Genomic DNA, 21,075 nt, shown 5'->3' with positions numbered 1-21,075 from the left:
TTACTTCCTTTTCCTGTTAGATTGTGTTTCGTCCAGTGTTTTTAGCATCATAGGACGTTTTCTGAGGTATTTAAAAGGAACCCGGACCAAAGTATCTTGTTGATCTCTTAGCCGAATTGGGGCTAGGGGTGACATGTAAGGAACTCCAAAGCTTTTGATCTGGACCATGTGTACGCCTAAGCAAATAAAGGCTAAAATCACGCCATACAGCCCATAAATCCCTGCAATCATCATAATGGGGAAACGAAGAAGCCGTATTCCAATACTCCCGCTGTACTGCGGGCTTGCAAAGGACGCAATGGCCGTAAGACCAACGACAATAATCAGAAAAGCACTTACGACCGCCGCCTCGACCGCTGCTTGTCCAATCACAAGACCGCCTACAATACCGATGACTTGTCCTATGCCTTTAGGTAGTCGCAGACTTGCCTCGCGTAATATTTCCAATGATAACTCCATGATTAGAGCTTCCACAAAAACGGGAAAAGGAATTCCCTCCCTTGAGGCAACGATAGAGATCACCAGCTCAGGCGGGATTAATCCAGGATGGAAAGAAATAAGTGCAACGTACAGCGAAGGCAGGAATGTTGCAATGAATAGAGCCATTAAACGAAGCATACGAAAAAATGTTCCTAAAGGGAAACGCTCGTAATAATCCTCTGGGGATTGAGCCAGCATCCAGAAGGTCATGGGAGCAATCAGGACAAAAGGAGTGCCATCAAGCATAATGACAACTCTTCCGGACATTAAAGCATTTATAGCTTTATCCGAGCGTTCAGAGGCTTGAATCTGTGGGAACGGAGACCATGAATGTTCCTCAATCCATTGCTCAATAATCCCGGTATCGGAAGCATCGTCCACATCAATCGTTTCGACTCTTTGTTTAACTTCCTGAACTAGCTCTGGATTTGCGATATCTGATATGTACAAGATCGCTAATTTCCGTGAAGATCTCCTTCCTATGGTCATTTTATCTATTTTGAAACTTAGATCTTTGATATGCCGCCTTACCATTGCCAAGTTGCTTTCCAAATCTTCAATAAAACCTTCTCTCGGCCCTCTCACCAAAGTTTCGGTGCTCGGTTCATCGACACTTCGCGAAGGAAACTGGCCCGTAGAAGCAAAAAAAACTTCATCGGTCCCTTCGATCAGCAGACAAGTATTTCCCGATAACACTTCAATTACACATGTCTCAAGGTCTGCCCCTTCTTTCGTACCGATCGTAAATGCCGTCTGCTGTATCAGTTCCTCCTTTATTTTCTCTAGATTAACTTGGGAGTGGTTTTCACGGATTCCAGTCAAAATGAGTGGCTTAACGATTTGTTCGTTAATTATGCCCGTATTCGCAATACCGGAGAGATAAACCATCACTACATGAATTCCCGTTTGTCCCACGTCCATTTTTTTGAAGACGACATCAGGAAGATGACCCAGGGTCTTTTTTAGATGGTCCAATTTCTCCTCGAGTGATCTCGCCATGACTCGTCCTCCTTCAAAAGCTTAAATCAACGATATACATGTAATATGTGTAAAATGGTAATATATATTCATGAAATGGTAATTTAGCGTGTTCGACGATCGAGGAGCTGAAGACGCGAGAGAAGAGGGAGTTTTTTGGAGTATATATAAACAAAAACGAACACCAGTGGTGTCCGTCGTTGGTCATACATATGAGGCGAGGATACTCTATCCCCGAGATAACGCCATATAAACTACTCCGAGTGGAGGTCACTTTTTGAACTCGTAGAAATGTGCCTCCAACATGCTCAGAGAAAGCTCGGCGGTAGTGGCTACCACGATATCCGCACCTTGCATTTGCGAAGGTGTTCCTACACCGACCGCGAACATCCCGGCGCCTTTGATCGCCTGTATGCCAGCCTGTGCGTCCTCTATACCGATACAGTCGGCAGGCTGAACGCCCAGATTTGCGGCTCCGGTGAGGAAAATTTCCGGGTCAGGTTTGCCATGCCGAATGGCGGTAACATCCACCACACTGTCAAAATAGTACGCTAGCTCCAGTCGCTCCAGGATAAATGCTGCATTTTTGCTTGCAGAGGCCAGCGCGATGCCGATTCGGGCTTCACGAAGCTCTGTCAGAAGCGCTTTAATGCCTGGAAGAATGTCCGAGGGAGTTACAGCTGAGATGAGCCGCTGATACTCCGTATTTTTCCGTGTGGCCAGTTCTTGCTTGCCTTCTTCTGAAAACGTATCGGACAGGTTACCGCGCGCCAGTATTTTGTCGAGCGATTCCGTACGGCTGATTCCTTTTAACTGTTCATTAAATTCCCGATCAAAAGGGATGCTAAGCGCTGCCGCCAAGCTGCCCCATGCCTGAAAATGATATTCGGCGGTATCTGTAATGACTCCGTCCAGATCAAAAATGACTGCTTTCATTTGGTTTCCCCCCTGTCTGCCCGATTTATGAAACGCTGTTCGTCATTAACGACTGTCCACTGGTAATGTGCGTTGGCTCTCCATACAGCTCCAGCGTCAGCGGTTCTCCGTCCAACAGGGTAATGATCACTTCATTTTCCTGTACGAGAATACTTAACAAGCGACCGCGATAGTTGATTTTAAACGTATATTTGTTCCAGCCTTGAGGCAGGAAGGGGGAGAAGCTTAATGTTTCACGATACGTTCTCATCCCGGCAAATCCCTGTACAATCGCCAGCCAGCTTCCTGTCATGGAAGTGATATGAAGTCCGTCTTCGGTATCGTTATTGTAGTTATCCAGATCCAGACGGGCCGTCCGCTTATACATCTCGACTGCCTTTTCCTCCATTTTGAGTTCGGCAGCCAGCACGGCATGAATGGACGGGGACAGACTGGATTCATGAACAGTCATTGGCTCGTAAAATGCAAAATTGCGCGCTTTTTCTTCCAGCGTGAACTGGTCTCCAAAGAAATACAGCCCTTGCAGCACATCTGCCTGCTTAATGAAGCAGGAACGAAGGATTTTATCCCATGACCATTTCTGATTTAATGGAAGGTTGCTGGGATCAAGGGAGGATACAGGCTGCAAATCCTTATCCATAAAGGTATCGTGCTGTACGAAGACTTCCCGCTCCTCATCATAGGGATAATACATGTGAGTGATGATATCCTGCCAATGGGCAAGCTCATCAGCCGTAACCGCTAGATGCATCGATTTTTCTGCTGAAATTTGAGGTAAGACCGATAAGGTATATTTCAAAACCCATGCAGCCAGCGTATTGGTATACCAGTTGTTATTGACGTTATTTTCGTATTCGTTCGGCCCGGTAACCCCGTGGATCATATACTGCTGCTGGCTTTTGGAAAAGTGAACCCGGTCGGCCCAGAAGCGGCTAATTTCGACCAGTACATCTATGCCGTATTGATGAAGGTAGGAGGAGTCCCCCGTATAGTTGGTGTAATTGTAAATGGCATACGCAATGGCCCCGTTACGGTGGATTTCCTCAAAGGTAATCTCCCATTCGTTATGGCACTCCACACCTGTAAAAGTGACCATAGGGTATAGTGCACCCCGTAGCCCTTGCTGGGCTGCGTTATGCTTGGCACCCTCTAGTTGTTGGTGACGGTACAGCAGCAGATTTCGGGTTACATCCGGGTCTGCGAGCGCCAGGTACATAGGTACGGCATATGCTTCTGTGTCCCAATAGGTGGCACCGCCATATTTTTCACCTGTAAAGCCCTTGGGACCAATGTTCAGACGGGCATCTTCGCCGTAGTACGTAGAGAACAGTTGAAAAATGTTAAAGCGTATTCCCTGCTGGGCCTCTGTATCTCCCTCGATTTCTACATCGGCTTTGTCCCAACGTCGAGCCCAAGCTGCGACATGCTCCTGCTTGAGCGAAGTATAGCCTTTGTTCACAGCCTCCACAGCGATGCGTTCAGCTTGTGGAATCAGTGCATCCTTTTCCATATCCCGTGAGGTGGTAACCGCCACAATTTTTTGCAGCTGGATACTGTCGCCCGGAGCGACGCTGTATTGATAGTGGCGTGCAGCATACAAAAAGCTCTCTTCCGTCGTCTGCAGATCCTGTCCCTCGGTCACAATACCCATGGTAGCGTTTACGGTAAAACGCGGAATACCGAAGGGATTATCTATAGTTGTTGTGGACAGGCTGATGAATTGTTCTTGAACCTCTCGGGCCTCCTCCAACCAAAAAACCTCATCATAGTTCGTATCTTCATTCTTCGTATTGCCGTCCAAATAAGGGACAAGCTCTATAGTTAGAGGCTGCTTGCTTATATTCGTTGCTTGGTAATCAATCAGGCATAGCTCACGAGTGGTGATGCTCAGAAAACGCTCCGTAGTGATACGAACCTGATTGTTCACGGTGCAGGTGCGTCGCAGGATACCCTGTTTCATGTCCAACTCCTGCACAAAATCGCTGATGTGTGCCGTAAATAAGTCTACTTCCTCTTGGTTTACGATCAGACGGATGCCGATGAAGTTCATGGCATTGATGACCTTACCAAAATATTCAGGATAGCCGTTTTTCCACCAGCCGACCTTTGTTTTGTCGGGGAACCATACACCGGAGATATACGTTCCCTGATGATGATCACCTGAATAAGCTTCTTCAAAATTGCCGCGCATGCCCATATAACCGTTGCCTATGGACGTTATGCTTTCCTGTAATCGCATGTGTGTGCTATGTAGAGTGTGTGTTGTCAGCTTCCAGCTATCTACGTCAAATAATCGGTTGTAAACCATGATTGCGTACCCCTCTCGGAAAATGAGATCGTTGTTTTAACGAAACCAGTATATGAGCGAGTTCAGTATATAGTGCAACCGTTTGCCCTGTCAACGCAAAAAAACTGATTTTATGGGTTTCCACAAAATCAGTTCTTGTTCATTCCGCTAAGAATCATAGTAATTGGCTGGATTTGCGCTCCACGATTCGGTGGGGAACAATGATGTGCTTGGTCAATTCCTTGGGGTCCTCGATTTTTTCAATCAGGCTTTTGGCTGCCTGATAACCTAGAGTAAAGATATCAATATCCACGGAAGTCAGAGGGGGATTCATCAGCTCAGCTAGCATTAGATTATTGAAGCTCACCATGGATAACTGCTCTGGCATGGACACGCCTAGCTGAGAAAGCATTTTCTGTACTGCCATGGCTACAAGGTCGTCGCTAACGATCATCGCGGTAGGCGGCGGGGTGGCCTGCAATAATGTCCGCATGTCCTCCAGATTAAATGGCTCCCTGACCACGAATTCCTTGGGTAAAGGCAAGCCTGCCTCTCGCAACGCATCCTGGTAGCCTCGGAGTCTTTCAATATTCACGATGTGTTCATGATCACCGCCAACATAAGCAATGTGCTGATGATTCAGCCCAGTCAAATAAGTGACCACATCCTTGGCAGCCTGGTAGTTATCGTTATCTACATGGGTAGTTTCACTGACAAATTGCTGAGGCTTACCGATTACGGTGTAAGGTATTTTTTCTTTATGAAGGTACTCCACAATGCTATCTTTTTGCTTGGAGTACAGAACAATATAGCCGTCAACACGCCCGGTCCGGGTCATCAGCTTCACGCGGGATAGCAATTCATCGCTCGTTTTTCCTGTGACAATGGACAGTGTATAGTTGTGCTCATTTACCCATTCGCTGATCCCACGAAGGCTTTCCGGAAAGAACGGGTTTTGAAAGATTGCCACATCCGATTCAGGCATAATGATGCCAATTGACTGTGTGACACGGTTAGCCAGACTCTGAGCTGAATAGTTGGGTTCATAGCCAAGCGCCTTCATTTCTTTACGGACACGTGCCTTGGTCGCTTCGCTGATTTTGGGGCTGTCTTGAATGACACGGGATACGGTGGAAGTAGCAACATTAGCACGTTTTGCGACATCTTTGATGGTTACTGCCATCGTCTTCGTCTCCTTTTGCTATCTCAAGCAGGAAATATTATGTTCTATCATACGATATTGCTCGAAAATCAACAAATTAGCGGCTTTTTCGAGTATTTCTATGATCATTAGCCAAGATATTTACAATTAGGGTATTGCCAATAGAAAGCGATATCATTATAATAATTGTGCAACCGATTGCATAATGTTTATAGGGTACAAACAACGCTGTACATACTATAAGGGATGGGGATTGAAGGAGCATGAAAAAACTTCTATCATTTGATTTTTGGCAAAAGCTCGGGAAAGCACTGCTAGTGGTTGTTGCTGTTATGCCGGCAGCCGGGATTATGATTTCGCTTGGTAAAGTAGTGGCGATGTTGGCTGGTGATATCCATTTCTGGTTGACCGTCGGCGGGGTTATGGAGAATTTGGGTTGGGGTATTATCAATAATTTACACATACTGTTTGCCGTGGCGATTGGTGGTTCCTGGGCTAAGGAACGGGCGGGCGGAGCTTTTGCGGCCTTAATTGCCTTTATTCTCATTAATATTTCAACAGGAACGATTTTGGGTGTGTCCTCGAAAATGCTAACCCAGGAGGGTGCCACCACCCACACTCTTTTTGGTGCATCCATTCCGGTTAGTGGCTATTTTACCTCTGTCTTAGGGGCACCTGCACTTAATATGGGTGTGTTTGTCGGTATCATCTCCGGCTTTGTCGGAGCCGTGGTATTTAACAAGTACTACAATTACCGCAAGCTGCCAGACGCTTTAGCCTTTTTTAACGGCAAACGTTTTGTTCCTTTTGTCGTGATTTTATGGTCTGTCATCGTAAGTTTGATCATGTCTGCCATCTGGCCATTTGTTCAGGGGGGAATTAATCAGTTCGGTATTTGGTTAGCGACCTCAGGGGAGTCGGCTCCTTTTGTAGCGCCATTTGTCTATGGTACACTGGAAAGACTATTAATTCCTTTTGGACTTCACCATATGCTGACCGTTCCTATTAACTATACTCAACTTGGTGGCGTTTACACGACACTTACGGGTTCCGGGGCAGGAAGCGTCGTTGCCGGGCAAGACCCGCTGTGGCTGGCTTGGGCAAGTGACCTAAGTGCGCTTCGTGGTACTGATCCGACAGCCTACAATAGCTTGTTGGAAGGCGTGACGCCTGCCCGCTTCAAGGTAGGACAAATGATCGGTGGAGCAGGAATCCTTATGGGACTAGCGGTGGCTATGTATCGCCGTGTAGACAAAGATAAACGCAGCAAGTACAAGTCGATGATCTTTTCGGCAGCCGCAGCTGTCTTTTTAACAGGGGTAACGGAGCCACTGGAATTCATGTTTATGTTCGTGGCGCCTGTGCTGTATGTGGTTTATGCTATTCTTACCGGTATTGCGTTCGGAATGGCCGACATCATACATTTGCGTTTACATTCGTTTGGTATGATTGAACTGCTGACCCGAATGCCGTTGTCTATAAATGCGGGTTTGGTGCAGGATATTATTAACTTCGTGCTGACTTGTGTGGTGTTTGCTGTAGCAACCTACTTTATCGCGTATTTTATGATCGGTAAATTCAAAATGGCTACGCCGGGAAGACTGGGGAACTATACGGATGAGGAGCCTCAAGGGACTTCCGTGGCGGGGAGTACAAAGACAGAGGGTGTGGCAGCTGTTTCCACTCAAAATCAACTGGCTACGGATATCATCAAGACGCTTGGGGGTGAGCAGAACATTGTCGAGGTGGACGCTTGCATGACCCGTCTGCGTGTGACGGTGAAGGATACGGATGCCGTTGGAGATGAAAAGACGTGGAAAGCGTTGGGTGCCTTGGGCTTGATAAAAGTAGACAATGGGGTGCAGGCGGTTTACGGACCGAAGGCCGATGTGCTTAAATCAGATATACAAGACATACTCAACAGGTGATTACTTTGAAGTTGTTAACCTTAAATGCACATGCTTGGATGGAAGAAAACCAGCATGATAAGCTAAAGCAGCTGGCTGCTTTTATTGATGAACAGCAGTTTGATGTCATTGCTTTGCAGGAAGTGAACCAGTCCATGGAAGAGACTCCTTTGTCGCCGGACGATTTGGACGCTTATTATAGCGCAGATCCTGAAGTTGTCATTAAGCGTGATAACTATGCTTATGTGCTGAACGGGCTATTGTCCGATGCTTATCAGTGGACGTGGGCTCCCGCACATGTTGGTTTTGCCAAATACGACGAGGGTTTGGCTATTCTGTCCAAAACACCGATTACAGCTACGGTGAACGAATATGTTTCCTCGCTACAGGATTATGACAACTACCGTTCACGTAAAATTGTCGGCGTTCAAACTGTGGTGGACGGGGTGCAGGCCTGGTTTGTAAGTGGACATTATAACTGGTGGAATGATGAAGAATCCTTCCGTGGACTATGGGATCGTACAACAAAAGTGCTAAATTCTTTTGCTCCGACTCCTGTGTTTATGATGGGTGATTTCAACAACGCGGCTGAAGTGCGTGGAGAAGGATATGACTATGTACTGCAATCGGGCTGGTCGGACACCTATCCGAATGCAGCAGTACGTGATGAAGGCCACACAGTGATTAAAGCTATTGCTGGTTGGGAAAGTAATGCGGAGCCGCTCCGTATTGACTTTATCTTCTCCAATAAGGCTGCACAGGTTCAATCCTCAACCGTTGTACTGAACGGGAAAACTGGACCAGTTGTATCGGATCATTTTGGGGTTGCAGTTGAGTTGGAGCTGTGAGAAAGAAAGGAGGCCAGTTGCTTATGCAATTGGCCTTTTTCTTATAGATTTCGACTTAAAACGAATAACATATTGGATAACTATAGCGATCAACACCAAAATCAAATTGTAGTAAAAGGGAGTGCTGACGCTAAACTGTTCCATGAGTGCACCTGCGATGATCGGAGACACAATGGCCCCCAATTCGGACAAAGATACGACGTTGCCGATAAATGAGCTTCTATTCTCCTCAGGAATAACATCCCCTAGTTGCGAGTAAAAGGAATCCAGATAGCTGGCTCCTCCTATACCTCCGATGAACATCCCTAAGTATACGATCCACGGTTCTGTGAACCAAAGAAATAAGATGATTTCCCCCATGATCAACAATAGACCGATGATACAAAGCATCAAGCGATCCTTAAGTAGATCAGATAGTTTGCCAATAAAGGGGGCTGATATGAAGGTCGATATGCCGATAATGGTAAAAGCTAAGCTAATTTCTGCGGGGCTCCAATGGAGTTTGTAGGTTGCATATACAGAGAAGTACGTTAAAAATATAGCGAATGCACTCATTTCAAGGAAATGAACGGTGGAATAGAGCAGTAGCTGTTTCGTTAGCATGGTTTTTCTTTTCGACTCATGAAGGGGTGCGTGCTGTTGCTGAGGTTTGGAAGAGAGACTGGGGAAAGTCATTCTGGAGACGGCAACGAAGGATATACATGAGAAAATAGCAACGAAATAAAACGGAATGGATAAAGAAAAATAAGAAACAATAGCTCCACTCATAAGGGGCCCTAAAATCATACCGACACCTTCACTGCTGCTGATATATCCATTGAGCATACCTCGATTATCTGCGGTGCTCATATGGTTGATCGTGACTCTTACAAAGACGGTTAGACCTATAGCTACCAAGCCTTGGAGGAGTCTCAGTATGGATAGAATGATGAAGCTTGTTGCAATCGGAAACAGGAGCATACAAGCGATTTCAGCAATAAGTAAGCTTAACCCCAAGCGCTTTGCGCCAATCTTTTCATAAATTCGTCCTGCCAAGCCTCCACCAAGAAACCTACCTACATAAAATAGAGAAAATAAAATGCTCATGGCGAGTACGGATATCCCGAATTGCTCTACATAAATAGCAAAGAGTGGAAGGATCATACTTCCACTCATGTTAGCAATAAGGCTGATCACAATCATACAGGCAATATTACGATTTAAATATAAGTGTCTCACCATAACCTCGAAACCTCTCTTTGGTCTTGCATCATGGGAACCGTTATTCGGATTGCACTGATTACGGGTAAACGGCTTCAGGTCGAGTTAGCGGGTTCCCATATAGGGTACGCAAGCGAGTTCCTCGCGGTGCCTAAATCCCATTGCAATGATGGAGGTATGGAGCAGCGGATGGGGGAAAGCTTGATTAGAGCGTGGTGTTGCCTTTAGGCTGGAAAGCCGCCTCCTGGTGGTGGCCAAGCTCCATAAATCCGGCGTAGCAGCACGATTTCACCCAAATGATATGAATTGTGGGAAGCGATATTCCGCAGTAGTCCTGCTTTCGTTTCACCTGGGAAATGAGCTAGTGAATCATCCAGTTGCGCGGTTTCGGCAATCTGTACAGCCTGATCTACGCCCTGTAAAAATTCGTTAATGACAGCCTGCCATGCCTCTTCGCTTTGCGGTCCGGTCTCTTCGGGCCAGCTTTCCATGACATTGCCCGGAAGCTGGGGCTTCCGTCCTTCCAAATGCTCCAGCATGAACTGCTGCCAGTAAATCATATGCTTCAGCAGTTGATAAATGCTGTAAGGCATTTCTGCATTTTTCTTCCCTGCCAGCTCGACATCGATGTCTGGTAAAGCCCGAGCTACTCGAATATGTCCACGTTCCCCGAACAGTGATTTAACCAGTGCTTGACCGAATAATTGGTTTGCATCCGACATGTATCATCATCCCTTCTATGGAGAACTTATTTCTAGCTTATTCTCATTTTACGATTATACAATTATATTTTCCAAAATGAAAATATCCATGTAGTAAGAAGAGAAACAGAAATAATTTTTAAAAACAGTTGATAATAATTCTCAATTTCACTAAAATAAAATTGTTTCAAAGGAAACAAAGTATCAATAATAGATATATTTTGTATATATACGGAAATGTTAAAGGGGAGCTTTCCGTAATGCATATATTGTTTTCTTTGAAACAAAAATGGGCTATAATGAAAGGAGGAGTATGCCAAAGGAGTGACCATTTTTTCGTATGGAGAAAGCGACATCAGTTCAGCATGTTTATGATTTGCTCATTAAGATGAATCACCAGCTGGAGCAGCATCAGCAGAGAGAGAGCATGACTATTCTCGAAGAAATACACGAGCATTTTGATGGAATTGCTTCACTCAATCTGACGGATGTGCACGTCATTGACTGTATTGGGAGGCATGAGCCGATTAATGTTACGACATTAGCGGATCGAATTGAGCTGAGCAAGGGTACAGTTTCGAAAGTCAGCACCAAGCTGCTCAAGGAAGGCTGGATTCGCAGAACCCAGCTTAACGACAACAAGAAAGAAATCTATTTTCGGTTAACCCCGTCAGGGAAAAGACTCTTTCTTATGCATGAACGACTGCATGTTAAGGCACAGCATCAGTTATTTCAATTTTTAAATCGTTATAGCTCGGAAGAACTGAATGTCTTGAAACGTCTGCTGTCCGATGGTGTAGATCTCTTGGAAGCTATGGAGTGGCAGGACAAGAGTCTGGACTAAAGGGATATCGAATCATCAACGATGGGCACCTGTTAATCTCCAAGTAATAGATACATGGGGAGATGCAGGTGCTTTTCTTTTAATGTAATAGCCGTTTTGCTTCCATATAGAGCACCTGTACGAATTTTTTCGTATTAATGCGGGCTTGGGACAGTGAAGGCTCCACATTGTTTTGCAGCTCCAGCATTTTTTTGCGGATTTCTGTAAAATCAAAAAATTTGGATGCATAATTTTCAAATTTAGGATGGGTATAGTCAGTCAATCCGAGCGATACTATATGGCTTAGCGTCTGGAAAATAGCACGGCGGACACGTTGCTCCGATGCTTTGATTTCCTTACTCAGCTCTACTGCTGAAGCTGAAGCCCCTAACCGTTTGGACGCTACATTAGCAAATATATCCTTCAACGGTGGGAACAGATAGGGAGATAGATTGCCTGTTTCCTCCTCATACTGGTCCAGAAATTCCAGCATGTCCAGTAAATCCATACTCCCGGCTTCGCCGATCATCCCCATTTCGGAGAGCAGAAACTGCCCGGAAGTTACGATGTTTCGGGTCGGTTCAATTGTTGCCGTTGGGTTATTCGTTGTGAACATCGACAACCCTTGAAGCGTGCGTTGAATATCCGTAATCGACTGCTGCATGCGCAGACGCTCAGCCACCTTATGAATAACTGCAATAATCTCCAGTCGATTCAAAGGCTTGGCCACATAATATTCAATACCGAGCGAGTAAGCCTCCCCGATCATGTTTTTGGATTCGATGCGAGAAATCATAATGATTTTGCCGCTGAATTGATCGCCGAGTGCACGCACGGTCTGAATGCCGTCACGAAGCGGCATCAGCAAGTCAATCAGCAATACATCAATCCGGTTCAGCTCCAGGAGGCCGCTATTCACGTAGGTACCATCCTCTGCTTCCCCGATGACTTCTCCTAGACCCTCGTCTTCAATAATGTCTGCCAGCATAGAACGAATTCCCTGATCGTCATCCACAATATAAAAACGCATCCGGGCTATCTTCCTTTCTCCGTCAGTTTCCGTAAAGGCAATGTAATTCTAAAAGTGGTCTGTAATCTATCTGTATTCTCTTCTTCATCCTGTTGCAGTTCAATCGTTCCTCCAAGGCTCTCCGCGACCTCACGTACATAAAACAATCCCATACCGGTCGACGGCTGTCCTTCCTCATCATACTTGGTCGTATACCCTGGTGTGAAGACCATTTCCCGTTTCCGTTGAGGAATCCCCGGACCGTTGTCGGTAACACTAAAGGAAGCTATATCCTCTTTTCCCGGTAGACAGCGAATGGAAACGTCAATCCTTCCGTTGTCCTTCATTGCTTCAACCGCATTGGCTGTCAGGTTATTAATAAGTGTCAAAACGGTATAAACATGCAGCTTGGGTAACAATGGATCGACATCTAGGGTAAAACGAATAGACTTGTCCAGCGATTGTGCGTATTTGCTGTTCGTTCGAATGATTAGCTCCCCAAGCTCTTGAGAAGCCATGTAATGCACTCCGCTTTCGGCATCAATCAGCTTGGACAAACCAGCAAAAATCCGCTGGCTGTCTTTTTTGATCTCGTGAACCTGTCCGGAAATACGAAGTGCCTGTCTGGCGTAATGTTCTCTATCCTTCAGAGATTCATCCTGCTGCAACTCACGGTACAGCTCGTAGCTTTCACGAGTGATTTGTTCTGCATGTGACAGCGTTTTGCCTAACTGGACCGACTCCTCATACAAGTCCGATACAAGGAGTAAAATTCGCTCCGTCTGCTGCCTTTGTGCCTCTTCATGCTGGACCGATTGATTTAACCGAATCATATTATAAAACCCAAGCACGAAGAAGCTGCGGATCATAGCCATGAAAGCTACTTTGCTGATCTTAATGATGTCCCAGAAATCGCCGTCCATGCTCCACCGGACGCTAAGTTCCGACACACTTGCGGCAACCTCAATCCCTACAGAGAGGATGCCCACACGGAGTGCGCGGTAAGGCTCAGCATTAATGTTAAGGACCTGGAAGAGCAGGCCGTAGACCATGTAATAAAAAAAGGTAGGGCCGTGCAGTGTCAGCAACTCTTCGAAGGGAAGGCCGGGCTGAGTGTAATGATTGAGTAAGATGCGAAAGGCGACTACCGCTATCCCTGCAAGCACTCCCGATAATGCAGGCGGAATATGACGAATAGATAACAGAAAGAAAAAAAATACAGGCGTACCAAAGCTGAGACGGAATGTATTAGCGAACGGGTGAATATTCAGCTCACCTGCGAGCGGTACAAATACAAGCATGAGCAGGAAAAGGAGCGTATTCAACTTCATCCATATTCACCTCCTGGGTATTCAGTCAGAAAGGCAATGTGAGCTAAATTCACAGGCTCGCCGTTAAAGTTTGTGAATTTATAGAAAAAAATAAATGCAGCTGTAGATAATTGTCGTTTTTTATAGATCAGATTGTAGTATAAATAACATCATTTGAATATTAAGAACAGCATACTGCAAAAATATACAAATCAGCCAGGGGGGACACGAAGTGAAAAAGATTAATTTGACGATGCAAATCTTTATCGGTCTGGCTTTAGGTATTATTATTGGTGCCTTATTTTACGGCAATTCAGGGGTGGAAGTCTACTTAAAGCCAATCGGTGATATTTTCATCCGCTTGATCAAGATGATTGTCGTGCCTATTGTGATCTCAACGCTCATTATCGGCGTAGCCGGCGTCGGAGATATGAAGAAATTGGGTAAACTCGGCGGAAAGTCTATTCTGTACTTTGAGATTGTAACGACAATCGCCATCCTTTTCGGACTGCTTGTTGCCAACTTGGTTCGACCGGGTGACGGCGTGGACATGTCCCACCTGGCCAAGAGTGATATCCATTCCTATGTAGAGACTGCAGAGAAGTCAGGCCATAGCTTTATAGATACGATTGTGCATATTGTTCCTACCAATATTATTCACGCCCTGGGCGAGGGAGATATGCTGGCTATTATATTCTTCTCCGTACTGTTTGGATTAGGGGTAGCGGCGATTGGTGACAAAGGCAAGCCTGTGCTGAATTTCTTTGAAGGTGTAGCCGACGCCATGTTCTGGGTAACCAATCAGGTCATGCGCCTGGCTCCGTTCGGTGTATTTGCCCTGATTGGAACGACAGTGGCCAAGTTTGGATTGGCCTCGTTATGGCCTTTATTGAAGCTTGTTTTGTCGGTGTACGGCTCCATGATACTGTTCATTGTGATTGTTTTTGGAATTATCGCCAAGCTTTGCGGTACCCGTCTCTGGACCATGGTTAAAATTTTGAAAAGTGAGCTGTTGCTTGCATATTCGACGGCCAGTTCGGAAAGTGTTTTGCCTAAGATCATGGAGAAGATGGAGAAGTTCGGATGTCCTAAAGGAATTACGTCCTTTGTCATTCCGATTGGGTATTCTTTTAATCTGGACGGTTCCACCCTGTATCAGGCACTGGCTGCGATTTTTATTGCCCAAATGTACGGAATTGACCTGCCAATCACGACACAAATCACGCTGGTGCTAGTTTTGATTATTTCCTCCAAAGGTATTGCAGGGGTGCCAGGTGCTTCCTTTGTCGTTTTGCTCGCTACACTTGGAGCAGTGAACCTCCCGCTGGAGGGGTTGGCTTTTATTGCTGGTATTGATCGCATTCTGGATATGGCTCGTACGGTAGTCAATGTATTAGGCAACTCGCTTGCCGCTGTGGTCATGTCCAAATGGGAAGGCCAATATGATAAAGAAAAGGGCGAGGAATACGTTGCTTCAATTAAATAAGATGTAACGAACTGAATAGTTGCCAGAAAGAGCACTTTTGCGAAGTAATGCGAAGGTGTTCTTTTCATTTCCAGACTTATTAAGACCTTTCCTTTTTCGACATTTTTCGATGTTTTTTGTATGAATATATAGGTATATGGACATAAAAACGATTCTTATTACCTATGCAATTTTAGATTTATTTATAATGATTCTTAATAAAATTCCGATATTAAACTATATCGTTTTATATATTGGCTTAGAAGGGAAGAGCATATATGTTTCTTAAAAAAAATGAGACCCACTCACTTGCTCCTTTAGTAGAAGAAAGCCGCAAACTTTCACAAAGAATACAGCAGAAGGATTATTCTGCCGCAATACAAGTTTCATCCAAATCTTCCGAGATTCAAGAAATCGCAAACAATGTAAACCAAGCGCTTGAATCCATGAAAAATGATGCTCAACATGTTGACATCCGTCTGAAGCTTGTTACCAAGGCTATAGAGATTGGCTTATGGGACATGGAGGTGGTTGCGGGTGATCCCGTCAATCCAAATAATACGTTTACATGGTCAGAAGAATTTCGTGCTATGCTGGGGTATCAGAGCGAAAAGGACTTCCCCAATGTATTAAACAGCTGGGCATCCCGGCTGCACCCCGAAGATCATGACAGAGCATTGACCGAATTGTCGGATCATTTGCTGGATTTTACGGGAAAGACGCCTTATGACGTACAGTATCGTTTGAAGCTGAAGCATGGAGAATACCGCTGGTTCCGGGCTACCGGAACGACGATCCGCGATCAGCAGGGAGTGCCGCTTCGGATTGCCGGCGCTCTATTGGATGTGCACGACCAGAAGATTAAGTCTGAAGAGTTGGAGGCCATGGTTACAAGATACGATCTCATTAACCTTGTGCTGGTAGAGGCTCCTTACGATGTAAACATTATTGGAGGAAATATAGAAAATCCGGATAATACATTTTGGTGGTCACCGCAATTCCGCGCAACGCTAGGCTTTAAGGACGAGCAAGATTTCCCAAGCAAGCTTAGCAGTTGGGCTTCAATCCTGTATCCTGAGGATGCCGAAATGGCGATTAAGATTTTGAATGATCATTTAAATGATTATACGGGACGCACACCGTACGAAATGGAATGCCGTTTAGTGCGTAAGAATGGCGAGCATCGGTGGTATTATTGCAGTGGAAAAAGCATACGCGATAGCAAGGGAGTGCCTATTCGTATTGCGGGTACCATTCGTGATATTACTGTCGAAAAGGAAAAGCAGGCTGTTGCGGATGAGCTGACGCTCAAGATCCAGCATCTCTCCGATTCCATTACGGAAATGGTGAACGGCGTTAACTCGGTTAGTAACCAGGCGCAGGAGTTGGCTACGGCTCAGGAGCAATCGACAGAGGCAGCGAATCAAGCCAAAGTCAGTGCAGAAGAGACGCAAAACATTTCCAACTTCATTAAAGAGATTGCGAATCAAACAAATCTGCTGGGTCTGAATGCCGCCATTGAGGCATCGCGTGCGGGCGAGCAGGGACGGGGGTTTGCGGTAGTTGCAGATGAAGTGAGAAAACTCGCCATACACAGTGCTGATGCGACCGGAAATATCGAGACTAGTCTGGACGAAATGAAGACACTCATCGAGCGGATTTTGCACAATATCGGTAATATGTCTACGCTGACACAAACACAAGCCGCGCTAACGCAACAAGTGAATGCATCTACAGACGAGATCAACAGCATGTCCAAAGCTTTGTTGGATTTTGCAAGAACGATGTAAGGCTTCATGTAGAAATGAGGCCGGGCCTTAGGCTCGGTCTCTTTACTGTTTTTGGAAGATGAACTATACTTTTCGAGGATAGATCTAAAAATCGCCTCATAGTAACTTTATGTGGAAAAGAGGAATATACTTGAGCTTACTTAGTTCAATATTGGTCGGAATTGTAGCTCTGGAGCATGTGTACATTCTAATATTGGAAATGTTTCTGTGGACGACTCCGCGGGCGATGCGTACGTTCGGCACCTCGAAGGAGCTGGCGGAAGCAAGCAAATCCTTGGCTGCAAATCAGGGGCTGTACAACGGCTTTTTGGCAGCCGGATTGGTGTGGGGCTTGTTCTATCCGGATACTGTATTCGGGCGGCAAATCCAATTATTCTTTGTCATTTGTGTGGTAGTGGCTGCGTTGTATGGTGCATTAACTGCCAATAAGTCTATTTTATTAAAGCAAGGCCTGCCTGCCATCCTGGCCCTAATCAGTTTGTGGATACTCTGAAGACACCCTTAACGGGTGTCTTTTTCTAGATTCGATCACATAATGTCTGGAATGCTAATGACAAGGGGAATAAACAGTTTTTGACCGATTGTAAATCCGACTATTCCGATTTATAATAAATTTATTACATACTAAGAGGACACGGGGGCTAGAGCGATGCGTCGTAATTTGACTGGTGTATTGGTATTTATTGTATTGATGTTGGTTGTAAGTGCATGCTCCGGCGGGAATTCTGGATCTACGTCTGAGACGAATGGGAATACACCCAGTACAGCTACCACAACAGCTGATAACGGACAGCCTAAAGATGGCGGCAGCCTGATCATTGGCGTACAAGCTGATCCGGTGGTGCTGAATCCGAATTATGCGGGTGATCGGGTAAGTCTGACGATAGATCAGGCGATATTCGCACCATTGTTTCAAGTGAACAATGGCAAAAAGACATTTTATTTGGCAGACAGTCTGACTCCTTCAGCAGACAAGCTGACTTATACACTAAAACTGAAAAAAAATCTGACTTGGCATGATGGCGAGAAGCTGACAGCTGACGATGTTGTTTTCACCATTAACAAAATTTTGGACGAGAAGCAGCACAGCTTTTTGAGAAGTAATTTTATGGTTAATGGCAAACCGGTTCAGGCGAGCAAGGTTGATGATACAACGGTGGATTTCAAGCTTCCTCAGCCAGCTCCCGCTTTTGAGGCAGCACTGGTACAGGTATCCCCGATTCCGAAGCACATTTTCGAGAATGAAGCGGATATTGAGAAGAGTACAAAAAACAACTCTCCGATTGGATCTGGCCCTTTCAAATTTAAAGAGTACAAAACCGGTGAGTACGTTACACTCGAACGGTTCGATAACTATGTTGGCGGAAAGCCGCATCTGGATTCAGTAACATACCGGATTGTTAAAGATTCAAATGCTGCGAATTTGGCCCTTCAAAATGGTGAGATCAATGTAAACTATCTCGATCCGCAAAATGTGGAGACCATTAAAGCAACAGATAAGTTTGACATTTTCCCTTACAGCGAAGGTCGCTTGGCTTATCTGATGTTTAATGAAAACAGTGATACAAAGCAGTTGAACAAAAAAGAAGTACGGCAGGCGCTTTCTTATGCACTGAATCAGGATGAGTTGATTCAAGTCTCCTATGGCTCCAAAGATTATGCAGATACTGCGAAATCTGCTCTGACACAGGATGTACTGTATCACACGAATGACGTTGCATTTTTCAATAATGATGTGAACAAGGCAAAAGAGCTGCTGAAATCGGCTGGCGCTGAAGGACTGAAGCTGCGCATTATCATTCCGGGCGGCAACAAGGTACAGGAAGCACAAGCGCTCTATATCCAGCAGAAGTTCAAGGACATAGGCGTTCAGCTGGACGTGAACAGCATGGATTCCTCGGCATGGTCGCAAAAATTCGTCGATACGAATGCCAAGGACTTCGATCTGGCGATCAGCGGCTATATCATGGGGTATGATCCTGACGCGTATCGTATTTTGTATAGCACCGGATCATCCTCCAACTATTCGCATTATTCAAATAAAGAAGTGGATAAGCTGCTGGAAGAGGGCGCGGGTGAGTCGGATACGACGAAACGTGGAGCAATTTATAAAAAGGTACAAGAGCTGCTGGCTGAGGATGCTGTCATCTACCCGATTGCTTACACCAAGACTATTGTAGCCTTCGACAAGCAGTATGGCGGTATTGATCAGGCTGTGTTAAAGCCGGTCGTGATTTTCGAGGATTTGTCCAAAATTTATCACAAATAAGACAGGGTTTTCAAAAATAAGCTGGGCTAACCAGCTTATTTTTTTCGAAAACAGCAAGGGGAAGGGAAACGTATGAGACAACTCATCGCCAGAAGGTTGCTGCAAGTTATACCGATGCTATTTTTTGTGTCCATCGTCTGCTTCGGCTTGATCAAGCTGGCTCCAGGTGATCCGGTTCTCTCTTTTGTTACACCGAATATGCATCTGGAAGACATTGAACGAATGAGGCATAGCTTGGGGCTGGACCAGCCCGCTTATGTGCAGTACATATTATGGCTTAAAAAGAGCCTGACGGGTGATCTCGGCTACTCGCTAATTAATCACCAGCCTGTGCTGGATCAGATTCTCGATCGTCTGCCGGCTACAGCCGGGTTGATGGGCGCCTCCATCATACTGGCTGTGCTGATTGCAATTCCGCTCGGTTTGACGGCTGCGGCTAATCGGAATCGCTGGATCGACAAGCTCATTAATCTGATGTCGTACATCGGAATTTCTGTTCCGCTATTTTGGCTCGGTATTTTACTTATTTATTTGTTTGCGATTTATCTGCATTGGCTTCCGAGTACAGGAATGCGTACCATCGGTACGGACTCGGTGCTAGATGTAATCAAGCATGGGATTTTACCATGTTTTGTACTGGCCTTCGGCTTTCTGTCTGTGTATGTGAGGTACATCCGTTCCAGCACGATTACGCAGCTCAAGGAAGAGTATGTGCAGATTCAATACGCGTTCGGATCTGGAAAAAGACTGGTTTTGTTTCGACATGTGCTTAAGCATGTGCTGTTGCCCATCATTACGCTGCTCGGAATGTCGGTTGCGGACCTGGTGGCTGGAGCCATTGTGACGGAGACGGTATTTTCCTGGCCGGGCATTGGCTCGCTGGGCATGACGGCGGTAAAAGGGATGGATTATCCCGTCATCATGGGGATTACTTTATTTTCCGCTCTGCTGCTGATCCTGGGTAATCTGCTTGCAGATATCTTGTATAGCATCGCGGACCCGAGAATTAAATCAACGAGGTGAATTCATGAATCGGAGCAAATGGCGCAACATCGGGAGCGAGCTGATGACGAGCAAAATGGGCGCCGTCGCCCTCATACTATTGATCGTATTCTCGCTGGGGGCGATTTTCGCATTTTTATCGCCGCAGGACCCGAATAAGTTGAACGTGCTGGAGCGTCTCCAACCACCGGGAGCGGCACACTGGTTTGGGACGGATGATTATGGGCGGGACTATTTTACAAGAGCACTGTACGGCGGACGTGTATCATTGCTGGTAGGCTTCGCGTCCATGATTATTGCGACTAGTATCGGTGCAGTGGTAGGGGTTGTGAGCGGGTATTTTGGAGGATGGATCGACAATCTGCTTATGCGGGTTTTGGAGCTGATCATGTCAATTCCGTCTTTCTTGGTTATTTTGCTGCTGAGTGTGTTTTTGAAGCCGGGCGTCGGCAATATCATTGTCATTATCGCACTGCTCATGTGGATGAACATTGCCCGTGTGGTTCGTGCAGAGACAATGACGTTGCGCGAACGGGAGTATGTACTATACGCCAAAGCTTCGGGACAAAGCACGTTGGGTATTATTATGAAGCATATCGTACCGAATCTGATTCCGGTAATTATCGTAGGGGCGACGAACAATATCGCTTCAGCGATTATGATGGAATCGTCACTGAGCTTCCTCGGCTTTGGTGTTCAGCTGCCGAACGCTACGTGGGGCAGTATGCTGAATAATGCCCAAGGATATATTGCACAGGCCCCATACATGGCATTATTCCCGGGTCTACTTATTTTACTGACTGTATTGAGCTTTAATGTTTTGGGAGATGTGCTGCGTGTAGGCTTTGAACCCAAATTAGTAAAACGATGATTCATAGTTTCATAGATTCATAGTACAGGTCCATTAC

The 21,075-nt window shown here is 45.7% G+C and carries 17 protein-coding genes; 9 read left to right on the top strand and 8 right to left on the bottom strand.

The features are described from left to right. The 4 genes from NLX74_RS21850 to NLX74_RS21835 all read right to left on the bottom strand — a co-directional run bounded on the left by NLX74_RS21850 (window position 1) and on the right by NLX74_RS21835 (window position 5,864). Window positions 1–1,479 carry a spore germination protein gene (locus tag NLX74_RS21850; protein WP_254330134.1) on the bottom strand — a complete coding sequence of 493 codons (1,479 nt, stop codon included), beginning with the start codon at window positions 1,477–1,479 and terminating at the stop codon, window positions 1–3. Window positions 1,480–1,728: 249 nt separating this feature from the next. Continuing rightward, window positions 1,729–2,394 (bottom strand): beta-phosphoglucomutase, encoded by a 666-nt coding sequence (pgmB, locus tag NLX74_RS21845; protein WP_025722091.1) that lies wholly within the window; start codon window positions 2,392–2,394, stop codon window positions 1,729–1,731. Between the two features lie 25 nt (window positions 2,395–2,419). After that, the gene (locus tag NLX74_RS21840) at window positions 2,420–4,702 is read right to left on the bottom strand and encodes a glycoside hydrolase family 65 protein (protein WP_254330132.1); all 2,283 of its coding nucleotides are present in this window, start codon (window positions 4,700–4,702) and stop codon (window positions 2,420–2,422) included. A 154-nt stretch (window positions 4,703–4,856) separates the two neighbouring features. Further along, on the bottom strand, window positions 4,857–5,864 hold the full coding sequence (locus NLX74_RS21835; protein ID WP_254330130.1) for a LacI family DNA-binding transcriptional regulator: 1,008 nt from the start codon (window positions 5,862–5,864) through the stop codon (window positions 4,857–4,859). Between the two features lie 242 nt (window positions 5,865–6,106). Here NLX74_RS21835 and NLX74_RS21830 point away from each other — a divergent pair, with 242 nt between their 5' ends. Both NLX74_RS21830 and NLX74_RS21825 read left to right on the top strand, forming a co-directional pair. Next, the gene (locus NLX74_RS21830; protein ID WP_250259879.1) at window positions 6,107–7,771 is read left to right on the top strand and encodes a PTS transporter subunit IIBC; all 1,665 of its coding nucleotides are present in this window, start codon (window positions 6,107–6,109) and stop codon (window positions 7,769–7,771) included. A 5-nt stretch (window positions 7,772–7,776) separates the two neighbouring features. After that, window positions 7,777–8,598, top strand: coding sequence for an endonuclease/exonuclease/phosphatase family protein (locus tag NLX74_RS21825; protein ID WP_254330129.1), 822 nt, complete (start codon window positions 7,777–7,779; stop codon window positions 8,596–8,598). A 21-nt stretch (window positions 8,599–8,619) separates the two neighbouring features. Here the strand turns inward: NLX74_RS21825 and NLX74_RS21820 are convergent, their stop codons facing one another. Next, entirely contained in the window at window positions 8,620–9,819 is a 1,200-nt protein-coding gene (locus NLX74_RS21820) for an MFS transporter (protein WP_254330127.1), read from the bottom strand. Between the two features lie 203 nt (window positions 9,820–10,022). Continuing rightward, on the bottom strand, window positions 10,023–10,520 hold the full coding sequence (locus NLX74_RS21815; protein WP_254330122.1) for a DinB family protein: 498 nt from the start codon (window positions 10,518–10,520) through the stop codon (window positions 10,023–10,025). A gap of 319 nt (window positions 10,521–10,839) precedes the next feature. On the opposite strand from NLX74_RS21815, the gene NLX74_RS21810 reads away from it, so the two are divergent. After that, a complete protein-coding gene (locus NLX74_RS21810; RefSeq protein WP_254330120.1) occupies window positions 10,840–11,343 on the top strand; it encodes a MarR family transcriptional regulator in 504 nt (167 codons plus the stop codon). Window positions 11,344–11,422: 79 nt separating this feature from the next. On the opposite strand, the gene NLX74_RS21805 is transcribed toward NLX74_RS21810, so the two are convergent. Then, a complete protein-coding gene (locus NLX74_RS21805) occupies window positions 11,423–12,352 on the bottom strand; it encodes a response regulator (protein WP_061831911.1) in 930 nt (309 codons plus the stop codon). Between the two features lie 5 nt (window positions 12,353–12,357). Continuing rightward, the gene (locus NLX74_RS21800; protein WP_254330118.1) at window positions 12,358–13,662 is read right to left on the bottom strand and encodes a sensor histidine kinase; all 1,305 of its coding nucleotides are present in this window, start codon (window positions 13,660–13,662) and stop codon (window positions 12,358–12,360) included. Window positions 13,663–13,873: 211 nt separating this feature from the next. On the opposite strand from NLX74_RS21800, the gene NLX74_RS21795 reads away from it, so the two are divergent. The 6 genes from NLX74_RS21795 (at window position 13,874) to NLX74_RS21765 (ending at window position 21,038) form a co-directional block, all read left to right on the top strand. Then, window positions 13,874–15,127: a cation:dicarboxylate symporter family transporter gene (locus NLX74_RS21795; protein WP_254330116.1), complete on the top strand. Its 1,254-nt coding sequence runs from the start codon at window positions 13,874–13,876 to the stop codon at window positions 15,125–15,127. A gap of 257 nt (window positions 15,128–15,384) precedes the next feature. Beyond that, complete coding sequence (locus tag NLX74_RS25725) at window positions 15,385–16,896, top strand: methyl-accepting chemotaxis protein (RefSeq protein ID WP_302058684.1); 1,512 nt, start codon at window positions 15,385–15,387, stop codon at window positions 16,894–16,896. A gap of 130 nt (window positions 16,897–17,026) precedes the next feature. Beyond that, on the top strand, window positions 17,027–17,389 hold the full coding sequence (locus tag NLX74_RS21780; RefSeq protein ID WP_061831915.1) for a DUF1304 domain-containing protein: 363 nt from the start codon (window positions 17,027–17,029) through the stop codon (window positions 17,387–17,389). Window positions 17,390–17,545: 156 nt separating this feature from the next. Beyond that, window positions 17,546–19,165: an ABC transporter substrate-binding protein gene (locus NLX74_RS21775; RefSeq protein WP_250259869.1), complete on the top strand. Its 1,620-nt coding sequence runs from the start codon at window positions 17,546–17,548 to the stop codon at window positions 19,163–19,165. Between the two features lie 72 nt (window positions 19,166–19,237). Next, window positions 19,238–20,188 carry an ABC transporter permease gene (locus NLX74_RS21770; RefSeq protein WP_023986565.1) on the top strand — a complete coding sequence of 317 codons (951 nt, stop codon included), beginning with the start codon at window positions 19,238–19,240 and terminating at the stop codon, window positions 20,186–20,188. 4 nt (window positions 20,189–20,192) lie between these two features. Further along, the gene (locus NLX74_RS21765; RefSeq protein ID WP_250267208.1) at window positions 20,193–21,038 is read left to right on the top strand and encodes an ABC transporter permease; all 846 of its coding nucleotides are present in this window, start codon (window positions 20,193–20,195) and stop codon (window positions 21,036–21,038) included. Window positions 21,039–21,075 lie beyond the last annotated feature (37 nt).

This window comes from Paenibacillus sp. MZ03-122A (assembly GCF_024213325.1).
In the GTDB taxonomy this organism is placed as follows: Bacteria; Bacillota; Bacilli; order Paenibacillales; family Paenibacillaceae; genus Paenibacillus; species Paenibacillus polymyxa_B.
Note: the sequence above shows the minus strand (reverse complement) of the source record. Positions and strands in the feature narration are given on the sequence as shown.

What these genes read in the sequence shown, in the direction of transcription:
- NLX74_RS25725 (WP_302058684.1), top strand. Translation starts at nt 15,385, where the DNA reads ATGTTTCTTAAAAAAAATGAGACCCACTCACTTGCTCCTTTAGTAGAA.
- NLX74_RS21770 (WP_023986565.1), top strand. Translation starts at nt 19,238, where the DNA reads ATGAGACAACTCATCGCCAGAAGGTTGCTGCAAGTTATACCGATGCTA.
- NLX74_RS21820 (WP_254330127.1), bottom strand. Translation starts at nt 9,819, where the DNA reads ATGGTGAGACACTTATATTTAAATCGTAATATTGCCTGTATGATTGTG.
- NLX74_RS21810 (WP_254330120.1), top strand. Translation starts at nt 10,840, where the DNA reads ATGGAGAAAGCGACATCAGTTCAGCATGTTTATGATTTGCTCATTAAG.
- NLX74_RS21840 (WP_254330132.1), bottom strand. Translation starts at nt 4,702, where the DNA reads ATGGTTTACAACCGATTATTTGACGTAGATAGCTGGAAGCTGACAACA.
- NLX74_RS21805 (WP_061831911.1), bottom strand. Translation starts at nt 12,352, where the DNA reads ATGCGTTTTTATATTGTGGATGACGATCAGGGAATTCGTTCTATGCTG.
- NLX74_RS21815 (WP_254330122.1), bottom strand. Translation starts at nt 10,520, where the DNA reads ATGTCGGATGCAAACCAATTATTCGGTCAAGCACTGGTTAAATCACTG.
- NLX74_RS21830 (WP_250259879.1), top strand. Translation starts at nt 6,107, where the DNA reads ATGAAAAAACTTCTATCATTTGATTTTTGGCAAAAGCTCGGGAAAGCA.
- NLX74_RS21800 (WP_254330118.1), bottom strand. Translation starts at nt 13,662, where the DNA reads ATGAAGTTGAATACGCTCCTTTTCCTGCTCATGCTTGTATTTGTACCG.
- NLX74_RS21765 (WP_250267208.1), top strand. Translation starts at nt 20,193, where the DNA reads ATGAATCGGAGCAAATGGCGCAACATCGGGAGCGAGCTGATGACGAGC.
- pgmB (WP_025722091.1), bottom strand. Translation starts at nt 2,394, where the DNA reads ATGAAAGCAGTCATTTTTGATCTGGACGGAGTCATTACAGATACCGCC.
- NLX74_RS21775 (WP_250259869.1), top strand. Translation starts at nt 17,546, where the DNA reads ATGCGTCGTAATTTGACTGGTGTATTGGTATTTATTGTATTGATGTTG.
- NLX74_RS21850 (WP_254330134.1), bottom strand. Translation starts at nt 1,479, where the DNA reads ATGGCGAGATCACTCGAGGAGAAATTGGACCATCTAAAAAAGACCCTG.
- NLX74_RS21835 (WP_254330130.1), bottom strand. Translation starts at nt 5,864, where the DNA reads ATGGCAGTAACCATCAAAGATGTCGCAAAACGTGCTAATGTTGCTACT.